The 20,562-nt window shown below is 45.8% G+C and carries 10 protein-coding genes; all 10 read left to right on the top strand.

The window, feature by feature from the left end; all coding sequences use genetic code 11:
• Positions 1-23 precede the first annotated feature (23 nt).
• Positions 24-2,096, top strand: a complete 2,073-nt coding sequence (locus QUA70_RS14315) for an FAD-dependent oxidoreductase (RefSeq protein ID WP_333328757.1) — start codon at positions 24-26, stop codon at positions 2,094-2,096.
• A gap of 292 nt (positions 2,097-2,388) precedes the next feature.
• On the top strand, positions 2,389-8,205 hold the full coding sequence (locus tag QUA70_RS14310) for a HAMP domain-containing protein (protein ID WP_333347805.1): 5,817 nt from the start codon (positions 2,389-2,391) through the stop codon (positions 8,203-8,205).
• A gap of 128 nt (positions 8,206-8,333) precedes the next feature.
• Entirely contained in the window at positions 8,334-9,161 is an 828-nt protein-coding gene (locus tag QUA70_RS14305; protein ID WP_333328751.1) for a protein-glutamate O-methyltransferase CheR, read from the top strand.
• The gene (locus tag QUA70_RS14300; RefSeq protein ID WP_333410463.1) at positions 9,133-9,840 is read left to right on the top strand and encodes a chemotaxis protein CheB; all 708 of its coding nucleotides are present in this window, start codon (positions 9,133-9,135) and stop codon (positions 9,838-9,840) included. The genes QUA70_RS14305 and QUA70_RS14300 overlap by 29 nt, the downstream gene beginning before the upstream one ends.
• Before the next feature lie 7 nt (positions 9,841-9,847).
• On the top strand, positions 9,848-11,917 hold the full coding sequence (locus tag QUA70_RS14295; RefSeq protein WP_333347799.1) for a response regulator: 2,070 nt from the start codon (positions 9,848-9,850) through the stop codon (positions 11,915-11,917).
• Positions 11,918-12,055: 138 nt separating this feature from the next.
• Positions 12,056-12,883, top strand: coding sequence for a type I methionyl aminopeptidase (gene map, locus QUA70_RS14290; RefSeq protein WP_333328742.1), 828 nt, complete (start codon positions 12,056-12,058; stop codon positions 12,881-12,883).
• 205 nt (positions 12,884-13,088) lie between these two features.
• On the top strand, positions 13,089-13,781 hold the full coding sequence (locus QUA70_RS14285) for a response regulator transcription factor (RefSeq protein ID WP_333328740.1): 693 nt from the start codon (positions 13,089-13,091) through the stop codon (positions 13,779-13,781).
• A gap of 106 nt (positions 13,782-13,887) precedes the next feature.
• A complete protein-coding gene (locus QUA70_RS14280) occupies positions 13,888-14,046 on the top strand; it encodes a hypothetical protein (RefSeq protein WP_333347796.1) in 159 nt (52 codons plus the stop codon).
• A gap of 345 nt (positions 14,047-14,391) precedes the next feature.
• Positions 14,392-14,751, top strand: a complete 360-nt coding sequence (locus QUA70_RS14275; protein WP_333328735.1) for a hypothetical protein — start codon at positions 14,392-14,394, stop codon at positions 14,749-14,751.
• A 538-nt stretch (positions 14,752-15,289) separates the two neighbouring features.
• Positions 15,290-20,479: an nSTAND1 domain-containing NTPase gene (locus QUA70_RS14270; protein ID WP_333347793.1), complete on the top strand. Its 5,190-nt coding sequence runs from the start codon at positions 15,290-15,292 to the stop codon at positions 20,477-20,479.
• Positions 20,480-20,562: the final 83 nt, after the last annotated feature.

The following is a 20,562-nucleotide window of genomic DNA, read 5'->3' as shown; positions in this document are numbered from 1 at the left end:
CAAAATTAATTCCACAATCTCCGATGAAACTTCGACAGTATCTATTTTTGCTCAAAGGTCGATCGATCCTTAGCCTCACCCTCGGCATAATTTCCGCGATAGGGAGCATTTCACCAGTATTTGCCGCACCGCCCCGCAATCCGGACTCTGCAGAAACTTGCGACATTCTAGTAGCAGGTGGCGGGCTCGCAGGCGCTGCTACCGCTTACGAAGGTTTGCTGGCGGGGCGCACAGTTTGCCTGACTGAAATTACTGACTGGGTAGGCGGTCAAATTTCCTCCCAGGGAACTTCCGCACTCGATGAAAGAGAGACTCAGCGATCGCTCTTATATTACCCCCGCGGCTACCTAGAATTGCGGGGGCGGATCGAGGAACATTACGGCCGGCTAAATCCCGGAGGCTGTTGGGTTAGCTATTCGTGTTTCATGCCCTACGATGGTCACAAAATTCTATTTAACATCTTGCAGGATGCCGCTAGAAAAGGCAAAGGCACGCTGAAATGGTTTCCCAATACGGTTATTAAAGAACTAGCAATTACTCCTGCTGTGGCGGGGAATACGGTTGGGGGCCAACAAATTAAAAGTGCGATCGCCATTCAACACAAACCGGCCGCCAATACCCCGCCCATCAACACCGAAACTCTTTCTCAGACTATCGAAGATGCCTATCGCTATGAAAATTCTGCACGATTTAACAAAACTATTATTCGGTTTATTCCAAAACCACCTAACCAGTCAAATTCCCAACCTAGACCTGCTGATTGGTACGTGGTAGATGCCACTGAAACAGGCGAGTTGATCGGACTTGGGGATGTTCCTTACCGCCTCGGAATTGACCCGCGTTCTCCTCTCGAACCTTCCTCCGCTAGCCCTAGCGGCGACGCTTACTGCACTCAAGGTTTTACCTACACTTTTGCGATGGAGGCAACGAAGGAAGCGCAGCAGCATCAAGTGCCGTCTTTTTATCAACAATACGCTCCTTACTACAGCTACGAATTGCCGAGATTGGCGAGCTTTCCCTTAGTTTTCACCTACCGCCAAATCAGGAGCATGAGACCAGATCAAAAGCGACCTTCAGACCCGAAGCAATTCCCCATTTATCCCGGTGATATCTCGATGCAAAACTGGACTTGGGGTAATGACTATCGTCCCGGTTCGGCCCAGGATAATTTAATTTATTCTCGCGCGCAGTTGGAAGCGGCCGGTCAACTGCAACCGGGGGGATGGATGGGCGGTTTGCGAACGGAAACTTTGCGTAAGGGTGAAGAAAATGCCAAAGGATTTTTCTACTGGCTGGTAACAGGAACTACTGACTCGCAGCTAGGAGATGGAGTGAAAAAGCCTCATCCAAACAATCGTTTTTTGAGCGGGTTGGAGTCGCCGATGGGGACGGTGCACGGACTTTCTAAATATCCTTATATGCGGGAGGGCCGGCGTATTATTGGGCGGCCGAGTTTCAATCAGCCTCAAGGTTTTACGGTGTGGGAAGTTGATATGTCTCGCACTGACTTTACGGCTGATTTTTATCGCCAGAATTTGTCGGAGGAAGAGTATCGCAATTTGTGGTTAGCTGTGGGTGGTTTGAATGCGCCGGCTTTGGCTGTGGGAAGTCAATCTGTTGAGGATACAACATCGCGATCGCGCGCTACGATTTATCCTGATTCTGTGGGTATCGGTCATTATGCGATCGACTTTCACCCCTGCATGACCAACAGTCCGCCGGAAGCACCAGGAAATACCGAACGCGAAGGCACTCGCAAAGGTCAAGGGCAAGCTTATCCCTTCCAAATTCCGCTGCGGGCAATGATTCCCCAGAAAATTGACAATATGTTAGTGGCAGGTAAAAGTATTGCTGTTAGCCACACAGCGGCCGCTGCTTATCGAGTGCATTCTTTTGAATGGTCTGCCGGTGCGGCGGCGGGAGTTACAGCTGCTTTTTCCCTAGAAAAGGGGATTCTACCTTATGAATTGGTGGACGAATTGCCCTCTCGCGAGCCAAACTTGGAAGTGTTACAGTTGCGGTTGCAACAAAATGCCAATCCGATCGCCTTTCCGGGTACTTCTATTTTCAATAGTTCGTGGCAAAATTGGAAATAATCGCAGTTGGTAATCTGTAGGGCGGGCATCCTGCCCGCCGCACAATAAAATTCACTCTTTGTGGAACAGGGTGGAACAGGCTTTCGGGCCTGTTCCTGCCAACCCACAATTAACTCGTTACCAAGAAGAGCCTGCTAACCAGTATAAAATAACCAATAACTACATAGCTGATAAACAGCAATTTGTCATCCATCTTTCGATAGAAGCAATCAGACACTGCTTTAGTCGGATAATATCAATAATCTCAAAAATATTCCCCCCTTCCCCTTCAAACTCGCCAAAGGTAACGGTCATGTCAACTGCACAGATAACAAGCCCCAATTCCAATAATGGTTATGCCAAACAGTTACTCAGAACCTTAGTGGCAGTCAAAAAAGGGGACTTTTCAGTTCGGATGCCCATAGACCAGACTGGTCTAGCGGGGAAAATTGCTGACGAACTTAACGACATTATCGAACTCAATGAGAGAATGGCGGCCGAACTCGAGCGGATTGGCACAGTTGTGGGTAAAGAAGGCAAAATCGCCCAGCGGGCCACCATCGGCAACGCCGAGGGGTCATGGTCAGCTAGCGTAAATTCTGTCAATACCCTAATTACAGATTTAGTGCAACCAACCTCTGAAACCGCCAGAGTAATTCGGGCCGTAGCAAAAGGAGATTTATCGCAAACCATCGCCTTAGAAATAGAAGACAGACCCCTCAAAGGAGAATTCCTCCAAACAGCCCAAATTGTTAACACAATGGTAGACCAGTTGAGCTCCTTTGCGTCGGAAGTAACGCGAGTGGCTAGGGAAGTGGGAACCGAAGGGAAATTAGGCGTGCAAGCTGAAGTGCGGGGAGTTGCAGGAACCTGGAAAGATTTAACGGATTCAGTTAACTCGATGGCCGGGAATTTAACAGCACAAGTGCGGAACATTGCTGACGTGACCACCGCTGTGGCCAATGGCGATTTATCCAAGAAAATTACCGTAGATGTTAAAGGGGAAATTCTCGAACTGAAAAACACGATTAACATCATGGTGGATCAGTTGAGTTCCTTCGCATCTGAAGTAACGCGGGTGGCGAGAGAAGTAGGAACCGAAGGGAAATTAGGCGTACAAGCTGAAGTGCGGGGAGTAGCAGGAACCTGGAAAGATTTAACGGATTCAGTTAACTCAATGGCCGGCAATCTTACCGCACAAGTACGGAACATTGCCGACGTGACAACTGCTGTGGCAAATGGTGACTTATCTAAAAAAATTACTGTAGATGTTAAAGGGGAAATTCTGGAGTTAAAAAACACTATTAACATCATGGTGGATCAGTTAAATTCCTTCGCATCTGAAGTAACACGGGTGGCGAGAGAAGTAGGTTCCGAAGGCAAACTCGGCGGTCAAGCAGAAGTTAAAGGAGTTGCAGGAACTTGGAAGGATTTAACTGATAGCGTTAACTTCATGGCAGGCAGTTTGACAGCACAAGTGCGGAACATCGCTGAAGTGACAACCGCCGTGGCAAAAGGCGATTTATCTAAGAAAATTACTGTAGATGTTAAAGGCGAAATTCTTGAACTCAAAAACACCGTCAACACGATGGTTGACCAGTTAAATTCCTTCGCATCTGAAGTAACCAGGGTTGCTAGGGAAGTGGGGAACGAAGGGAAATTAGGCGTACAAGCTGAAGTGCAGGAAGTAGCAGGAACCTGGAAAGATTTAACGGATTCAGTTAACTCAATGGCCGGCAATTTAACAGCACAAGTCCGAAACATTGCTGAGGTGACGACGGCTGTTGCTAACGGTGACTTATCTAAAAAAATTACGGTACAGGTTAAAGGCGAAATTTTAGAACTGAAAAACACCATTAACGTGATGGTGGATCAGCTTAATTCCTTTGCTTCGGAAGTAACGCGGGTGGCGAGAGAAGTGGGCTCTGAAGGTAAACTCGGCGGTCAAGCCGATGTCCGAGGCGTAGCAGGAACTTGGAAGGATTTAACGGATTCAGTTAATTTTATGGCGGGTAGTTTGACAGAGCAAGTACGGAATATTGCTGCTGTTACGACTGCTGTGGCAAATGGCGATTTATCTAAGAAAATTACCGTAGATGTTAAAGGCGAAATTCTCGAACTAAAAAACACGGTCAACACGATGGTTGACCAATTAAATTCCTTCGCATCTGAAGTAACGCGGGTTGCTAGGGAAGTCGGAAATGAAGGGAAATTAGGCGTGCAAGCTGAAGTTAAAGGGGTTGCAGGAACCTGGAAAGATTTAACGGATTCAGTTAACTCGATGGCGGGTAATCTTACCGCCCAAGTGCGGAACATTGCCGAAGTGACAACGGCTGTGGCAAATGGCGACTTGTCGAAGAAAATTACTGTGGATGTGAAAGGGGAAATTCTCGAACTGAAAAACACGATTAACATCATGGTGGATCAGTTGAGTTCCTTCGCATCTGAAGTAACGCGGGTGGCGAGGGAAGTGGGAACCGAAGGTAAATTAGGTGTGCAAGCTTACGTGCGGGGTGTAGGGGGAACGTGGAAAGATTTAACCGATAATGTTAACTTGATGGCCGGGAATTTGACGGCGCAGGTGCGGAATATTGCGGAAGTGACGAAAGCGGTAGCAAATGGCGATTTGTCTAAGAAAATTACCGTTGATGTCAAAGGCGAAATTCTCGAACTGAAAGACACTATTAACGTGATGGTGGATCAGCTTAATTCCTTCGCTTCTGAGGTAACGCGGGTAGCGCGGGAGGTGGGAACTGAGGGTAAATTGGGCGGTCAAGCTGAGGTGAAAGGAGTTGCGGGAACTTGGAAGGATTTAACCGACAATGTAAACTCGATGGCGGGAAATTTGACAGCGCAAGTGCGGGGTATTGCTAAAGTTGTGACGGCGGTGGCGAATGGCGATTTGAAGCGGAAGTTAATGCTGGAAGCTAAGGGAGAAATTGCGACTCTGGCAGATACGATTAACGAGATGATCGACACGCTGGCGACGTTTGCGGATCAAGTTAGTACGGTGGCGCGAGAGGTGGGAATTGAAGGGAAGTTAGGCGGTCAGGCGAAGGTTCCGGGGGCGGCGGGAACGTGGCGAGATTTGACGGATAATGTGAATGAATTGGCGGCGAATTTGACTACTCAGGTGCGCGCGATCGCCGAAGTGGCAATTGGTGTTACTAAAGGCGATTTAACGAGGTCAATTTCCGTCGCTGCTGAAGGAGAAGTTGCGATCGTCAAGGACAACATCAACCAGATGATTGCCAATCTCCGGGAGACTACGCAGAAGAATACCGAGCAAGATTGGCTCAAGACCAACCTGGCTAAGTTCACTAGAATGCTGCAAGGTCAGCGGGATTTAGAAACAGTTTCTAAATTAATTCTCTCGGAATTAACACCGCTGGTTTCTGCTCAGCATGGCGTCTTCTTTATGATGGAAACTGTAGAACACGACCCCTTCCTCAAACTGTTAAGTACCTACGCCTACCGGGAACGTAAAAGCTTAGGAAATAAATTCCATTTAGGCGAAGGTTTGGTCGGACAGTGCGCCCTGGAAAAGGAAAGAATACTGCTGACCGAAGTGCCGGACAACTACGTTAAAATTAGCTCTGGTCTGGGAGAATCTACGCCGCTGAATGTCGTGGTTTTACCTGTACTGTTTGAAGGGCAGGTGACAGCGGTGATTGAGCTAGCTTCGTTCCGCCGCTTCAGCGAAATTCACTTAACATTCCTCGACCAACTCACGGAAAGTATTGCCATTGTTTTAAATACTATTGCGGCGAGTATGCGGACGGAAGAGTTGTTGAAACAGTCGCAATCTTTGGCTGAAGAGTTGCAAGCTCAGCAAAAGGAACTAACGGAAACTAACAAGCGGTTAGAACAGCAAGCGCAGTTGCAGCAGACGAACGAGGAACTGCTGAAGAAGCAGCAGGAAGAGTTGCAACAAACAAATGAAGAACTAGAAGAACAAGCTGAATTGCTAGCGCTGCAAAATAAGGAAGTTGAGCGGAAAAACCGAGATATCGAACAGGCGAGGGGGTTGTTGGAAGAAAGAGCGGAACAGTTGGCTCTAACTTCTAAGTATAAGTCGGAGTTTCTGGCAAATATGTCTCACGAGTTGCGAACTCCACTGAATTCGCTGTTGATTCTGGCTCGATTGCTTTCTGACAATACTGAAGGCAATCTGACTCTGAAGCAAGTTGAATACACGCGCACAATTTACTCGGCGGGAACTGATTTGTTAGGGCTGATTAATGACATCTTGGATCTGGCGAAGATTGAATCAGGCACGATGTCGGTGGAAATTGAGCAAGTGTTGTTTCCGGACTTGCGAGATCATTTGGATAGAACTTTCCGCCAAATCGCCCTGGATAAGAAGTTGAGTTTTCAAATCGAGCTTGAGCCTGGGTTGCCAAAAGGTCTCTATACTGATGCTAAACGGCTGCAACAAGTTTTGAAGAATCTCCTCTCTAATGCGTTTAAGTTTACAGAGCGGGGTGAGGTGAAATTGCGTGTCGAAGTAGCGTCGCAAGGGTGGAGTTTAGAGATAGAAAGTTTAAGGAGTTCCGCTACTGTTTTGGCTTTCGTCGTTAGCGATACGGGGATTGGAATTTCGGCTGAAAAACACAGGGTTATTTTTGAGGCTTTCCAACAAGCTGATGGTAGCACTAGCCGCAAATACGGCGGGACGGGTTTGGGTTTGTCAATTAGTAGAGAAATCGCTAATCTGTTAGGGGGAGAAATTAAATTGACAAGTCGCCCTGGTGAGGGTAGTAGGTTTACGCTTTATCTGCCGCAAACTTACCAAGAATCGCGAATAATGAATGATGGGGAATCGGGAAGGGGCAAGCAAACGGCTCAATTGCCGGCTGCTACTTCTTCAGCAGTTCCTTCCCCGAATTTCAACTTGCCGATCGCTCCTTATCCATCACCGATTATCGCTGATGACCGGGAAAGTGTCGAACCCGGCGATCGCGTACTGTTGATTATTGAAGATGACGTGAACTTCGCTCGCATTCTTTTGGATATGGCGCGGGATCAGGGTTTTAAAGGTTTAGTGGCTTTACGGAGCGATATCGGTTTGGCGATGGCGCGAGAGTTCAAGCCAACTGCGATTATGCTGGATCTAAATTTGCCTGTGATGGATGGCTGGACAGTGCTCGATCGCTTGAAGCACGACCCAACTACGCGCCACATTCCGGTTCACATTGTATCAGTGGAAGAAGGGCGGCAGCGCAGTTTGCAGTTAGGGGCGATCGCCTATTTGCAAAAACCTGTTAGCAGCGAAGCTTTGAGCAAAGCTTTGATGGATATTAAGGGTTTTGTCGATCGGCGAGTCAAGAATCTGCTAGTCGTGGAAGACGACGAAACGCAGCGTCTGAGCATTGTGGATTTAATCGGCAATCACGATGTTTGTACAACGGCTGTGGGGAGTGGTGCAGAGGCGCTAGCAACTTTAAGATCGGGGCATTTTGACTGCGTTGTACTCGATTTGGGACTGCCAGATATGACGGGTTTTGAACTGATCGAGCAAATCAAGCAAGATGCAATTTTAAAAAGTCTGCCGATTATTATTTATACGGGCAAAGACTTGACGAAAGCCGAAGAAACTCAACTCAAGCGCATGGCGGAAACAATCATTGTTAAAGATGTGCGATCGCCAGAACGTTTGTTAGATGAAACAGCTTTGTTTTTGCACCGAGTCCAAGCAAATTTGCCTGAACCAAAGCGCCAAATGCTAGAGCAATTGTATCAAACAGATTCGACGCTCGCGGGCAAAACCGTTTTGATTGTTGACGACGATATGCGGAATATTTTCGCCCTCACGAGTATGCTGGAGCGCCATAAAATGAAAATTGAGTATGCTGAGAATGGCAGAGAGGGCATTACTAAATTGCAAAATACGCCTGACATAAATATTGTGTTGATGGACGTGATGATGCCAGAGATGGACGGTTACGAAACAATGCAAGCAATTCGTAATATGCCTCAATTCGCTTCGCTGCCAATGATTGCTCTTACTGCGAAAGCTATGAAGGGCGATCGGGAAAAATGTATCGAAGCTGGTGCGTCTGATTACATTACCAAACCTGTTGATACGGAACAGTTGCTCTCGCTGCTGCGTGTTTGGCTTTATCGATAAGGGAAAGAAGGAAGAAGGAAGAAGGAAGAAGGAAGAAGAAAGAAGTCCGTAGTTATTTGTTAGGTGCTACCAATGCCCAATGCCCAATGCCCAATGCCCCATTCGCAATTCCCAATTACTAAGTGAAAATGCCCGAAAGCCATGAACTTGAAACAATCGAAATTCAACTCCTACTAGAGGGAATGTTTCGCTATTACGGATTTGATTTTCGCAATTATGCTCTTGCCTCTCTCAAGCGCCGTATTTGGAACACTATTCGCTCGGAACGGCTCACTACTGTCTCTGCACTTCAGGAAAAGGTACTTCACAATCCTGCTTACCTAGACCGTTTACTGCTGGACATTTCTGTCAATGTAACGGCGATGTTTCGCGATCCTAGCTTTTACATTAGTTTCAGAAATAAAGTGGTGCCGCTACTGCGTACTTATCCTTTTATTCGGATTTGGCACGCTGGATGTTCAACGGGAGAAGAAGTCTATTCTATGGCAATCTTGCTGCAAGAAGAAGGACTGTATGACCGTTGTCGGATTTACGCTACGGACATGAATGAATTAGTTTTGAAAACAGCCAAAACAGGGATATTCCCGCTGAAACAAATGCAAGAATATACGCAGCTATACCACCAAGCGGGGGGCAAGAAAGCGTTTTCTGAGTATTACACGGCTGCCTATGAAAATGCGATTTTTCGCTCTTCACTTAAAGATAATATTGTCTTTGCTCACCACAACCTAGCAACGGATAATTCTTTTAATGAATTTAATGTTATTTTATGCCGTAATGTGATGATTTATTTCAATTCACACCTCCAAAAGCGGGTACACAAGCTTTTTTATGAGAGCCTGGGAATGTTTGGGGTTTTAGGACTAGGACATCAGGAGTCTCTGACTTTTACGCCTTATGAAAAATACTATGAACCAATTGAAAGTAGTGATAAAATCTACCGAAGAGTTAAATAAAAAAAATTTTGAAATAGTGGTTGTTGGCACGTCTTTGGGAGGGCTAGAGGCTCTGACTGTGCTGCTGGCAGATTTGCCACAAAGCTTTCCTTTGCCTGTAGTTATTGTCCAACACCGCCATAAGAGTTCTCAGAATAGGCTTACTTATTTTTTACAAAAGCAAAGCTCTCTCCAAATCACAGAGGCCCAAGACAAAGAGGAGATCGCACCTGGACGGGTTTACTTGGCTCCTGCGGACTATCACTTGCTAATAGAATCGCCCTCTGACGAGGAGTTTAGCCTGCATGAAAACGACTTTACAGAATGGGGGAGCGTGGCAGTGGAGTCAATCCATAATTCAAAATCCCCAATCCCCAATCGCGGAACTCCTAAATTTGCACTATCAACTGAGGCTCCTGTGTGCTACGCGCGGCCCTCAATCGATGTGCTGTTTGAGTCTGCTGCGGATGCCTTTGGGGAGAAAGTTATCGGCATAATTTTAACGGGAGCTAATTCGGATGGTAGTAAAGGGATGGCAAAAATTAAAGCTGAGGGAGGATTGACATTTGTGGAGGAACCGGTTTCAGCTCTATGCCCGACGATGCCAGCGTCGGCGATCGCAAATGTTGAAGTAGACTGGATTTTACCCCTCTCTAAAATCGCTCCCTGTTTAGTCAATTTGCTAAGAATTAAAGATTAAAAAATTTATGAATATACAGCCCCCCCATCGAGTAAATGTCCTTTTAGTTGACGATCGCCCAGAAAATTTGATAGCTCTAGAAGCTATTCTCAACAGCCCCTCTTATAATCTAGTACAAGCTAGTTCGGGTGCGGAGGCTCTGAGATGTCTGCTTAATGAAGAGTTTGCGGTAATTTTGCTTGATGTGCAGATGCCGGGAATGGATGGATTTGAGACAGCAACATTGATTCGCTCTAGAGATCGATCGCGATCGACTCCGATTATTTTTATCACAGCATTCAGCAGTAATGACACCCACGTGTTTAAAGGTTATTCACTGGGTGCGGTGGATTACCTGTTCAAACCCTTGGAACCGGAAATATTGACATCGAAGGTGGGGGTATTTGTGGAATTGTTCCAAAAAACAGTCGAGGTGAAGGAGCAAGCAACACAGCTAGCTGCTGTTAATAGTGAACTAAGTAAAAGTGAAGAGCGGTTTCGCACTTTGTGTGCTTGTTCGCCGCTGGGAATTTACTTAGCTGACGTTGAAGGCCGGTGTACTTACATCAATCCCCGTTGTCAAGCGATTTGCGGGTTAACTTTGGATGAAAGTTTAGCAGAGATTTGGCAGCGGGAAGTTCATCCAGAAGATCGCGATCGCGTAGTCACAGATTGGTTAGCTTGGATTAAAGAAGGCCAGGAATATTCTAACGAGTTTCGATTAGCTGGTAGCGAAAATGTGCGTTGGATTAATGTGCAGTCGTCGCCAATGTTTTCGGATTTTGGAAAACTGATAGGTCACGTGGGCACGGTTAGAGATGTCACAGACCGCAAGCAAGCAGAGGAAGAACGCGGCAGACTAATCCGCGAACAAGTGGCGCGGCAAGAAGCGGAGAGAGCTAACCAGATGAAGGATGAATTTCTAGCTATTCTCTCTCACGAACTCCGCACTCCTTTAAATGCAATTCTCGGCTGGTCTAGGCTGCTACGGGCCAAAACATTTGACCAAGAAACTATTGATAAAGCCCTAGAAACAATTGAGCGCAATGCTAAATCTCAAGCTCAACTTATCGAAGATATTTTAGATGTTTCGCGGATTCTGCGGGGGAAACTAAATTTAAATATGCATCCGATTCGGTTGGAATCTGTGATCAAGCTGGCAATAGATTCTTTGCAGCCGCTGACTGAGGAAAAATCAATAGTCCTAGAATTAACGTGCAGTCCCAATGTAGGTGAAGTTATCGGCGATTTCGATCGCTTGCAGCAAATTGTGTGGAATTTGCTGTCAAATGCGATTAAGTTTAGTCCGCAAGAGGGTAAAGTAGAGGTGCGGTTAGAGTCAGTTGGAGATGAAGCTCAAATTCAGATAATTGATAGCGGCATTGGTATCGCTCCTGATTTTTTGCCTTATGTTTTCGATCGCTTCCGCCAAGCTGATAGCAGCACAACTAGGTCTTACGGGGGTTTGGGACTGGGATTGGCGATCGTCCGTCACTTGGTGGAACTGCACGGCGGTAAGGTGTATGCAGAAAATAATCCGGGCGAGGGTGCGAAATTTACGGTGGCTCTACCTATTGCTAAGAGGAAGACCGCAAGTGCAGGGGATGATTGGTCGCCGCTCAATGACGCGACAGAGGCTCTCCCCACTCTGACTAATTTGCAATTGCTAGTGGTGGATGATGACGATGACACGCGGGAGTTTTTGATTGCTTTACTCGAGGACGAAGGAGCTATGGTGCGATCGGCGGCATCGGTGGCCGGGGCTCTAGATACACTGAAGAGTTATTGGCCGGATCTGCTGCTGAGCGACATTGGAATGCCGGAAGCAGACGGTTATGAGTTGATCGCGCGGGTGAGAGAAATGGAATTGCTCAGGGGTGGAAAGATGCCTGCGATCGCCCTGACAGCCTACGCCAGAGAGGAAGAGCGCCAGCAAGCGCTGGAAGCTGGTTTCCAGATGCACTTATCTAAACCAGTTGACATAACTAAGTTAATTGCTACAATTGCTAACCTCACAGGAAGACTGGGAAATCCCGATCAGACGGACTCGGCGGTTGAAACCGCTTTGTTGACCCCCCAATCCCGTGCTGATTACTGAGAAAAATATTAAGCTAGCTTAAAGGACACGCGATCGACAGTTCGGAACAAGACACCCGTTTTTCCACAAAAAGCTGGATATTTGCCGTTTTTTGCTTCAACCTGCCGTCCAAGTACAAAATTACCCGCCGATCAATACATGAATATTTTTAGCAGTCTGCTTTCTAGTCCAACTCAAGCACCCCAAGTCAAAAAACAGCGTCGAGGCATTGAAATTAAGTCGGAACGCGAAATCGAAATTATGCGGCAAGCAGCAAAAATCGTTGCAACGGTACTTAAAGAAATTTCCCAAATGGTGAAACCGGGAATGACTACTGCTGATTTGGATGCTTACGCGGAAAAACGTATCCGTTCTATGGGGGCAACTCCGAGTTTTAAAGGCTATCACGGTTTCACGGGATCGATTTGCTCTAGCATTAATAACGAAGTTGTTCACGGCATACCCAGTCCCAAAAAAGTAATTCGGGCAGGAGATGTTCTCAAGGTAGATACTGGGGCATATTATCAAGGTTTTCACGGCGATTCTTGCATCACGATCGCAGTTGTGGAAGTAACACCGGAATCGGCCAAATTAATCCGAGTCGCAGAAGAAACGCTCTACAAAGGCATCGAACAAGTGAAGGCGGGAGCGTATTTGCTCGATCTGGCTGGTGCGATGGAAGATCATGTCAAAAGCAACGGTTTTAGTATCGTTGAGGAGTTTACCGGCCACGGTGTCGGACGAAATTTGCACGAGGAACCGTCGGTTTTCAATTTCCGCACCCGCGAAATGCCGAACGTGAAATTGCGAGCGGGCATGACATTGGCGATCGAACCAATTCTGAATGCCGGTTCTAAGTACACTCGGACGCTTTCTGACAAGTGGACTGCTGTAACGGTTGACAATGCTATGTCTGCTCAGTTTGAGCATACTGTGTTGGTGACGGAAACTGGTTATGAAATTTTGACCGATCGTTCCAAAGTTTAAGTGGAAGGGTTCAAGAATAATTTTGAGTTTTGAGTTTTGAGTTTTGAATTAAAGATTTAATCAGTTTTTAATCGTTAGATCAAAACCTAACTCAAAACTCTTGAGTTGGACAACAAGTTTTTAACTTCCTTCGATGGATAGAGTGACAATAATAGTTGAATTCAGCTAAATTAAAAAATAGTGGTAAAGCGTAAGGGTAACAACTATGTCAGCACGATTATTATTGGTAGATGATGAACCGGGTTTGCGGGAAGCAGTACAAGCTTATTTGGAAGATAGCGATTTTGCGGTTGAGGTTGCCAGTAATGCTCGCGACGGCTGGGAACTTTTGCAGCAGTACAATCCCGATTTGCTGATTTCAGACATTATGATGCCCCAGGTGGACGGTTATCAGTTTCTCAAGCAAGTGCGGGAAGATCCTCGCTATAAGGCTTTGCCGGTGGTGTTTTTGACGGCTAAGGGGATGACGAGCGATCGTATTCAAGGCTATCAAGCAGGCTGCGATGCTTATCTTTCTAAGCCCTTCGATCCCGACGAATTAGTAGCAATAGTAACCAATTTGCTGGCCCGCCGCGCGGCTGCTAAGGAGACAAGCGAAAATGCTGAAAGTCCAGATATTGCTGCTTTGACAAGCCAAATGGCGAGAATTGAGTCTTTGCTGAGTGGGCGGAGTTCGATCGCCCAAAGTCCTTCGCCGATTAAAATTGATTTGACTCCGCGAGAACAAAGTGTTTTGGATTTGGTTGCTCAAGGTTTGATGAATAAGGAAATTGCCCGCCGCTTGGAAACTAGCGTGCGTAATGTGGAAAAGTACGTCAGCCGTTTATTTAGCAAGACGGGTACTAACAGCCGTACTGAGTTGGTTCGCTTCGCTCTCGAACACGGCTTGACGAAATAGGAGCCATCTCGACTTGGCTGGAGGCTCTGCCTCGCCGAGCTGCGTTACCAGGCTCTTCCTGGTAACGAGAATTATGCAAAAAATTAGAAATGTTAAGATATAAGTATTGACAGATATCCGGTGGCTGTGGTATGTCACATCAGCTTGCTGGTGGCAGCGCGGGAGTGCGAAAACTGGTGTGCGAAAACTGGTGTGCGATCGAACTTCTCACCCACTTTGCTTTGAGTCTGAGATGAAGGCTCGCAAACGCCGGGGAATTACTTAACGGGAAAACCTGACTGTTTAAGAGTTTTCACGTAGTAAATAAGAATGGCAAACAGTTGACCGGATATGCTCCGTTAAGCAAACTTGCCACGAAGAGTCACAGATAAGGTTATATCCTGTGGAAAAACAAGCCACTATTTATTAATGACTCTGCTCAAAAACGGATAGTTGCGAACTGCCGGAGTGGTAAGTAGCCCACAATTTTAGATCAAAGTTCAAGCTCTCAGATTCATCTGGGGAGTAAATCTAAAATCTAAAATCTAAAAGCGAGTTACAGCCCAGGAAAGTAGCGGCGGATGTTGAATTTATAGCAGCACCAAAGTTTAGTTTATACCAGGAGGATAGCATGAGGAAAATCAGGGCGCGACAAACGATAAGCGCCATAGTAGCACTGCCGATCGTATTAATAGCCAATACAACTCAAGCTTTTGCCACTGATACCGGTCAGAAAATAGATCCAATTAAGAAAGTTTCGGATTTTGGCGATGAACTAGATTTTGATATGGCGACACCAACAACAATCAGCATTGAAGAAAGCGAGGATTGGGATGAACCTGATTTTACAGCTACTTTAGATATCGAGATTAGTAAATTTATGACAAACAATCTTCAAGCTGTAATTGATGAGCCGCCGCCGATAGTTTATCTCAGTGCGGCCAGGGGCCAGTCAACCCGGGAATGCCGGATTTCTGGGATCTGCGAATAACTGAATCGGATTTGGGCGATTTGGGCGATGGCTGGGAGTCCCGCAAACAAAGACTCTTTTGCTGGGTAGAATTTGAGCAATCATCAAGATTTCAGTAAAATTAGGTTGATTTTGCTGGGAATATGCGAATAACAGAGTATGTATTTTTTTGGGTATGCTTTAATGCGATCGGCTAAAATAATAAGTATGCAGGCTGAAATAAAATTAACTAATTGATAGTTCCCAGTGATTGGAAATCGCCCCAAAGGGCAGAAATAAAATTAATCATGTGATTGTTCGCTGTGATTGGTAAACGTAAAAACGGGTTAAAGTGAACTTAGAGCAACCGCCAAAATAGTTAGGAAGTTCTTAATTACACTTTCCCCAGCAGTCGATTCCTGACATCCGTTACATCCGTTACATCCGTTAAAAAATCCGTTGCCGAACTGCCATCCGTTACATCTGTTACATCCGTTGCCATCCGTTACATCTGTTGCCGAACTTCCTTTTTTCGGCAGTTGACAGCATCTATCCTGAGAAACTTTTTCAAAAATTAATTATGATTATGATTAATTCGCACTGCCAGCAAGACACCGCAGCACAACAAAACAAAAGTTCGCTGCAAACTCTCTCCCGGACTCTGAGAATGTCTCAGGGGCAATTTTCGCTAATTTTGGTACGGTGCAATTACAGTGCGATGAGAGAGGAAACTGCACGGCAATTGCGGGAGGAGTCTGGGATAGAAATTCGAGAAATTGTCCTCCCCCCATCTGTTAAAACTCTTTACACGACGATAGAAACCAAAGTTTCCTGCAGCCACCCCTCAGCTTTAATGGTGTTTGGATTGGAATCTGTAAGTGCGATTGATCGACTGCTGACTTCTACCAACTACGTGAGGGAAGAATTTCGGAATAATTTTCCCTTCCCGGTGGTGCTGTGGGTGACAGACAAAATCTTAAAAAAACTGATTCGGTTAGTAACAGATATCGAAACTTGGACGACAAGTGTTGAATTTGTGATTGGCCCCGACGACTTGGTGGATTTCCTGGGCAAAAGTGCCGATCGCATTTTTTCCAACATTTTAGAAAGTGGCAATTGGCGTTTAACTAATTCTGCCATTCTCGGAGCCAATTCTTTAACTGAACTAGAGTCGGCTAGCCAAGACTTGCAAACTTGCAACATCAGGTTAGAACCAGCTATTGAAGCGAGTTTGCAATTTATTCGCGGGCGGCACGAATATGCTTGTCACCGCATCCCTGCGGCTATTGAATTGTATCACAAAAGTCTCACTTTTTGGAAGCATCAAGTAGCATTTATTGGAGCCAAAACAGAATTTAGCGATTTGTTATTTACCGTTCACCCTGCACCAGTGTTAGAGGGAATTATCCTATTCCACATCGGTCTTTGCTACCGCTTCCAAGCAGAACAACACCGCAGTGGCAACCGTCCTTACTGGACGGAAGCTAAGAATTATTTTCAGGAATGTATTGATGTTTTAGAACGGGCGGGACGGTCGGATGCCGTTGGTATATTCATCAATCAACTTGGCGAAGTATTGCAGCATTTAGAAGATTGGGATGCACTCTGGAATTTAGCTATCAAAGCTCGGAGGTTACATGAAAATATGGAAAATTCAGCAGTTAATTTGGCTCAAGATTACGGCTTTTTGGCTAGAGTAGCCTTAGAGCAAAAGAACTGGCAAGGGGCGAAAGAATGGGCTTTAGTCGCTCTAGGCGTTCTCAACTCAAATTTAGAAGGGACGGGACAGGGAACGCCTGTAAAGTCGCAGCATCAAGGCTTATATCTGTTAATTTTAGCAGAGGCACAGAGCCAGTTGGGTGAGGTGCAGGAGGCGATCGCACATTTAGAGCTTGCTCGCTCGGAAACCGAACCTTGCTACAACCCGCAACTGTATTTGCGGGTTTTAGAAATGCTGCGATCGCTCTATTTTCAGGGGGGACAATATCTCGAAGCATTTCAAATTAAGCAAGATTATCGAGCGGTGGAACACACCTATCGGTTCCGAGCTTTTATTGGAGCCGGAAAGTTGCAGCCGCACAGAGAAGCGGTTAATTCCGTCGCCGAAACTGTTGCGGGCGCTGCTACTATTGCTGACGAAATTACAGCTTCCGGGAGAGAGCAAGACCTCAACCGCTTGATATATAGGATGAACAATACCCCCGACAAACTGACAGTAATTTACGGTCAGTCTGGAGTTGGCAAAAGTTCAATAGTCACGGGAGGATTAGTACCAGCTCTTAAACAAAAAAAAATAGAAATGCGGACGGTTTTGCCCGTAGTGCTGCAAGTTTACAACAACTGGCCGCGGGAATTGACCAGACAGTTATCTGCTGGGAAAGCTGAAATATTCGATCCGGAAATTGCCGAAGCAGTACCAGAAATGGCTCCGGTAGATTTGACCGTAGAAGCAAGCTTAGTCAAGGGAAATCTTATTTCGGGATTTCACGGTGGCTCGACTGGGAATAATGAGGATCAAAGGGAACAGTCACAGCCAGTAGAATTAATCATACAACAACAGGCGATCGAATACGAAAACCTTATCAAGGAGCTGCAAAGAAATTCCGAACATTTAGTGACTGTTCTGATATTTGACCAATTTGAAGAATTTTTTTTCGTATGGAAAGAGCCAGCGGAAAGACAAATATTTTTTGATTTTTTGCGGGAATGCTTGAAAATCAAATATTTAAAAGTCGTCCTGTGTTTGCGGGAAGATTACCTGCACTATTTGCTGGAATTTTCCCGACCCAAAAACCCGACAGTATTGGTTAATAATGATATTTTAGAGGACATTCTCAGCAAAAATATTCTGTTTTATTTGGGAAATTTTTCGCTGCTCGATGCGCGATCTGTAATTCGCACTTTAACTGAGCGAGCGCAGTTTTACTTAGAACCAGAGCTGATCGAAGAATTAGTCAAAAATTTAGCTGGAGAATTGGGAGAAGTCCGCCCGATCGAACTACAACTTGTCGGCGCTCAACTGCAACAAGAGAACATTAGAACTTTAACTCAATATCAGGAACTTGGCAACAATCCGCAACAAAAATTAGTCGAAAATTTTCTCGAAGAAGTCATCAAAGATTGCGGCCCAGAGAATGAAGTAGCGGCGCGCCGAGTATTGTATTTGCTGACAGATGAAGATGAGATCCGTCCCCTAAAAACCCGCGCAGAATTAGCCTCAAATTTAGCGACATTTGCTGAAGCTGACAAATTAGATTTAGTCTTAGAACTGTTAGTAAACTCTGGTTTAGTTTTTCGATGGACGGAACTACCGGCAGAGCTTTATCAGCTCGTTCACGATTATTTAGTTAGCTTCATTCGCCAACAGCAAGAATTAGATAAAAAGGCAGAATTTGAGGAACTGCTAAAGCAAAACCAAATTAACCGAGATGAAATTGAACAAATTCGCAAAGACAGAGAGCAAGATGCTTTACTGTCGGAAGCTAGAGACAAACAGTACCAAGCAGAAGCTCAACTTTACCAATCTCGGAGATGGCAATTGCGGGCGGCGGTTGTAGGAGTGCTTGTACTCGCAGGTGTTTCGGGGATGGCATTCGAGCAAGCAAAATTAGCAGAAATCGCACGGCAAGAAGCAGAAAAAAGTCGGACTGATGCCCTAAATTCGGCGTCGGAAGCTTTGGTGCTTTCTAATGAAAAAAATCAATTAGGAGTGTTGGGAAATAGTATCAAAATTGGTCGTGATTCTCAGAAAAGTACAGCGCTGCCTGTGGACACTAAAAATCAAATTGCTGAAAGACTCAGACAAGCAGTTTCCGGGGTGCAAGAACGCAACCGTTTCGAGCAGCACAGCAAGTTTGTTTTGGATGTGAGTGTCAGCCCGGACGGCAATTCAGTTGCTTCGGCAAGTGCTGACAAAACTGTTAAATTGTGGACGAAAGAAGGTAAGTTATTAAAAACTTTCAATCACCCGGATAGCGTAACGAGTGTTAGTTTTAGTCCCGATGGGAAAACGATCGCTACTGGTGGTGCCGATCGCACAATTAGAATTTGGCAAGTAGATAACGACAAAAGTGCCATCGGCATTTTATCCAGCCACCGCGATATCGTCACCAGCGTCAGTTTCAGTCCCGACGGTAAAACCTTAGCTTCCGCCAGTCACGACAACACCGTCAAAATCTGGAACCTTGCGAACAAAAAATTGCTGCAAACCTTAACCGGACACAAAGACTGGGTGCTCGGCGTCAGTTTCAGTCCCGACGGCCAAACAATAGCCTCAGCAAGCGTTGACAAAACTGTCAAACTTTGGAACCGAGAAAGTAAAACCGATAAATTTCAAATTAATCCCAAAACACTAACCAAACATTCTGACATTGTGTACAGCATTAAGTTCAGTCCAAACAGTCAAGAACTCGTCTCAGCAAGTGCGGACAGCACAGCCAAAATTTGGAACCGAAACGGTGAGGAAATCAGAACTCTCAAAGGACACAACGATGAAGTTGTCAGCGCGAGTTTCAGTCGCGACGGCAAAAAAATTGTCACCGGCAGTGCAGACGATACGGTGAAAGTTTGGAGTCGCAGCGGCACTTTGCTCAACACTTTTCGAGGACATCAAGACGACGTAAGATCCGTAACTTTCAGCGGCGACGGCACTATTGCTTCCGCAAGTAAGGACAAAATAGTGAAAATTTGGAAACCGGACAGCACTCCGCTGAATAAGATTTTATCGGGACACGGCGACTGGGTTTACAAAGTCAGTTTTAGTGCTGACGGCAAAACAATTGCTTCTGCTAGCGGGGACAAAACCGTGAGACTTTGGCGGGCTGACGGCAGTTTATTCAAAACCTTAGAAGATCACAAGAATTCTGTTACCTGGGTGAGCATTTCACCTGATAATAAAACTGTTGCTTCGGCGAGCGATGACAAAACAGTGAAAGTCTGGAATTTAAACGGCAAACTGTTAGATACTCTCAGCCACAGTGGCATTGTCAGAAGCGTGAGTTTTAGTCCCGACGGAAAGATAATTGCCGCCGCAAGTGCCGATCGCAAATTGTACCTCTGGCGCTGGAACGGTTCTAAAGCCACTTTGTTTGCAAAACTCGATCACAGCAATCCAGTAATTAGCGTTAGCTTCAGTCCCGACGGCAAAACTATTGCTACTGCTACCGCTGCTGAGGACAAGCCAAGCGGGAAGAAAAAGGCTTTTGAAATTACCGGAGAAAAGAGAGTTTACCTGTGGCAATTTAACGGTTCGTCGGCGAAAATTCTGAAAACTCTCGACCACCAAGACAGCGTTAAAAATGTTAGTTTTAGTCCCGACGGTAAGACTATTGCTGCTGCTTGTGGTGACAAAAAAGTTTACTTGTGGGAGTTTGATGGAAAAATGGCGAATTTAACTGAAAAACTCGACCACAGCGATACTGTAGAAAGCGTGAGTTTTAGTCCCGACGGCAAGTTGATTGCGGCGGCAAGTGGGGGAAACACTGTTAAGCTGTGGGATTTTGACGGCCAGAAGGCGCTGCTATCTAAGACTTTGGAATCGAGCGATCGCGTGTTGAGCGTTACTTTTAGTTCTGATAGCAAAACTCTGGGTTTTGCTAGTAGGGATAGGACTGTAATTCTGTTACCTGTGGAGAATTTGGAACTCAATAATATCATTGCTCGGAGTTGCGAGTGGTTGGGAGATTATTTGCAAAATGGCCCGAATGTTGCTGAGGGCGATCGACTGCTTTGTCTTGGATTTGGGAAGCAGGCGTTAAATAAGAGGAAATAAACCCTTTAGTGAGGACTGCATTCCTCTGTCGGCGGATGAATAAAAACTTGCATTCGTGGCGGCGAACATCGAGTTAAATTTAG

Source organism: Microcoleus sp. LAD1_D5 (genome assembly GCF_036702115.1).
In the GTDB taxonomy this organism is placed as follows: domain Bacteria; phylum Cyanobacteriota; class Cyanobacteriia; order Cyanobacteriales; family Microcoleaceae; genus Microcoleus.
This window is presented reverse-complemented; position numbering and strand designations above follow the sequence as displayed.

Coding starts and splice junctions, on each gene's coding strand:
- QUA70_RS14295 (WP_333347799.1), top strand. CDS start 9,848: ATGAATATACAGCCCCCCCATCGAGTAAATGTCCTTTTAGTTGACGAT.
- map (WP_333328742.1), top strand. CDS start 12,056: ATGAATATTTTTAGCAGTCTGCTTTCTAGTCCAACTCAAGCACCCCAA.
- QUA70_RS14270 (WP_333347793.1), top strand. CDS start 15,290: ATGATTATGATTAATTCGCACTGCCAGCAAGACACCGCAGCACAACAA.
- QUA70_RS14275 (WP_333328735.1), top strand. CDS start 14,392: ATGAGGAAAATCAGGGCGCGACAAACGATAAGCGCCATAGTAGCACTG.
- QUA70_RS14315 (WP_333328757.1), top strand. CDS start 24: ATGAAACTTCGACAGTATCTATTTTTGCTCAAAGGTCGATCGATCCTT.
- QUA70_RS14310 (WP_333347805.1), top strand. CDS start 2,389: ATGTCAACTGCACAGATAACAAGCCCCAATTCCAATAATGGTTATGCC.
- QUA70_RS14285 (WP_333328740.1), top strand. CDS start 13,089: ATGTCAGCACGATTATTATTGGTAGATGATGAACCGGGTTTGCGGGAA.
- QUA70_RS14305 (WP_333328751.1), top strand. CDS start 8,334: ATGCCCGAAAGCCATGAACTTGAAACAATCGAAATTCAACTCCTACTA.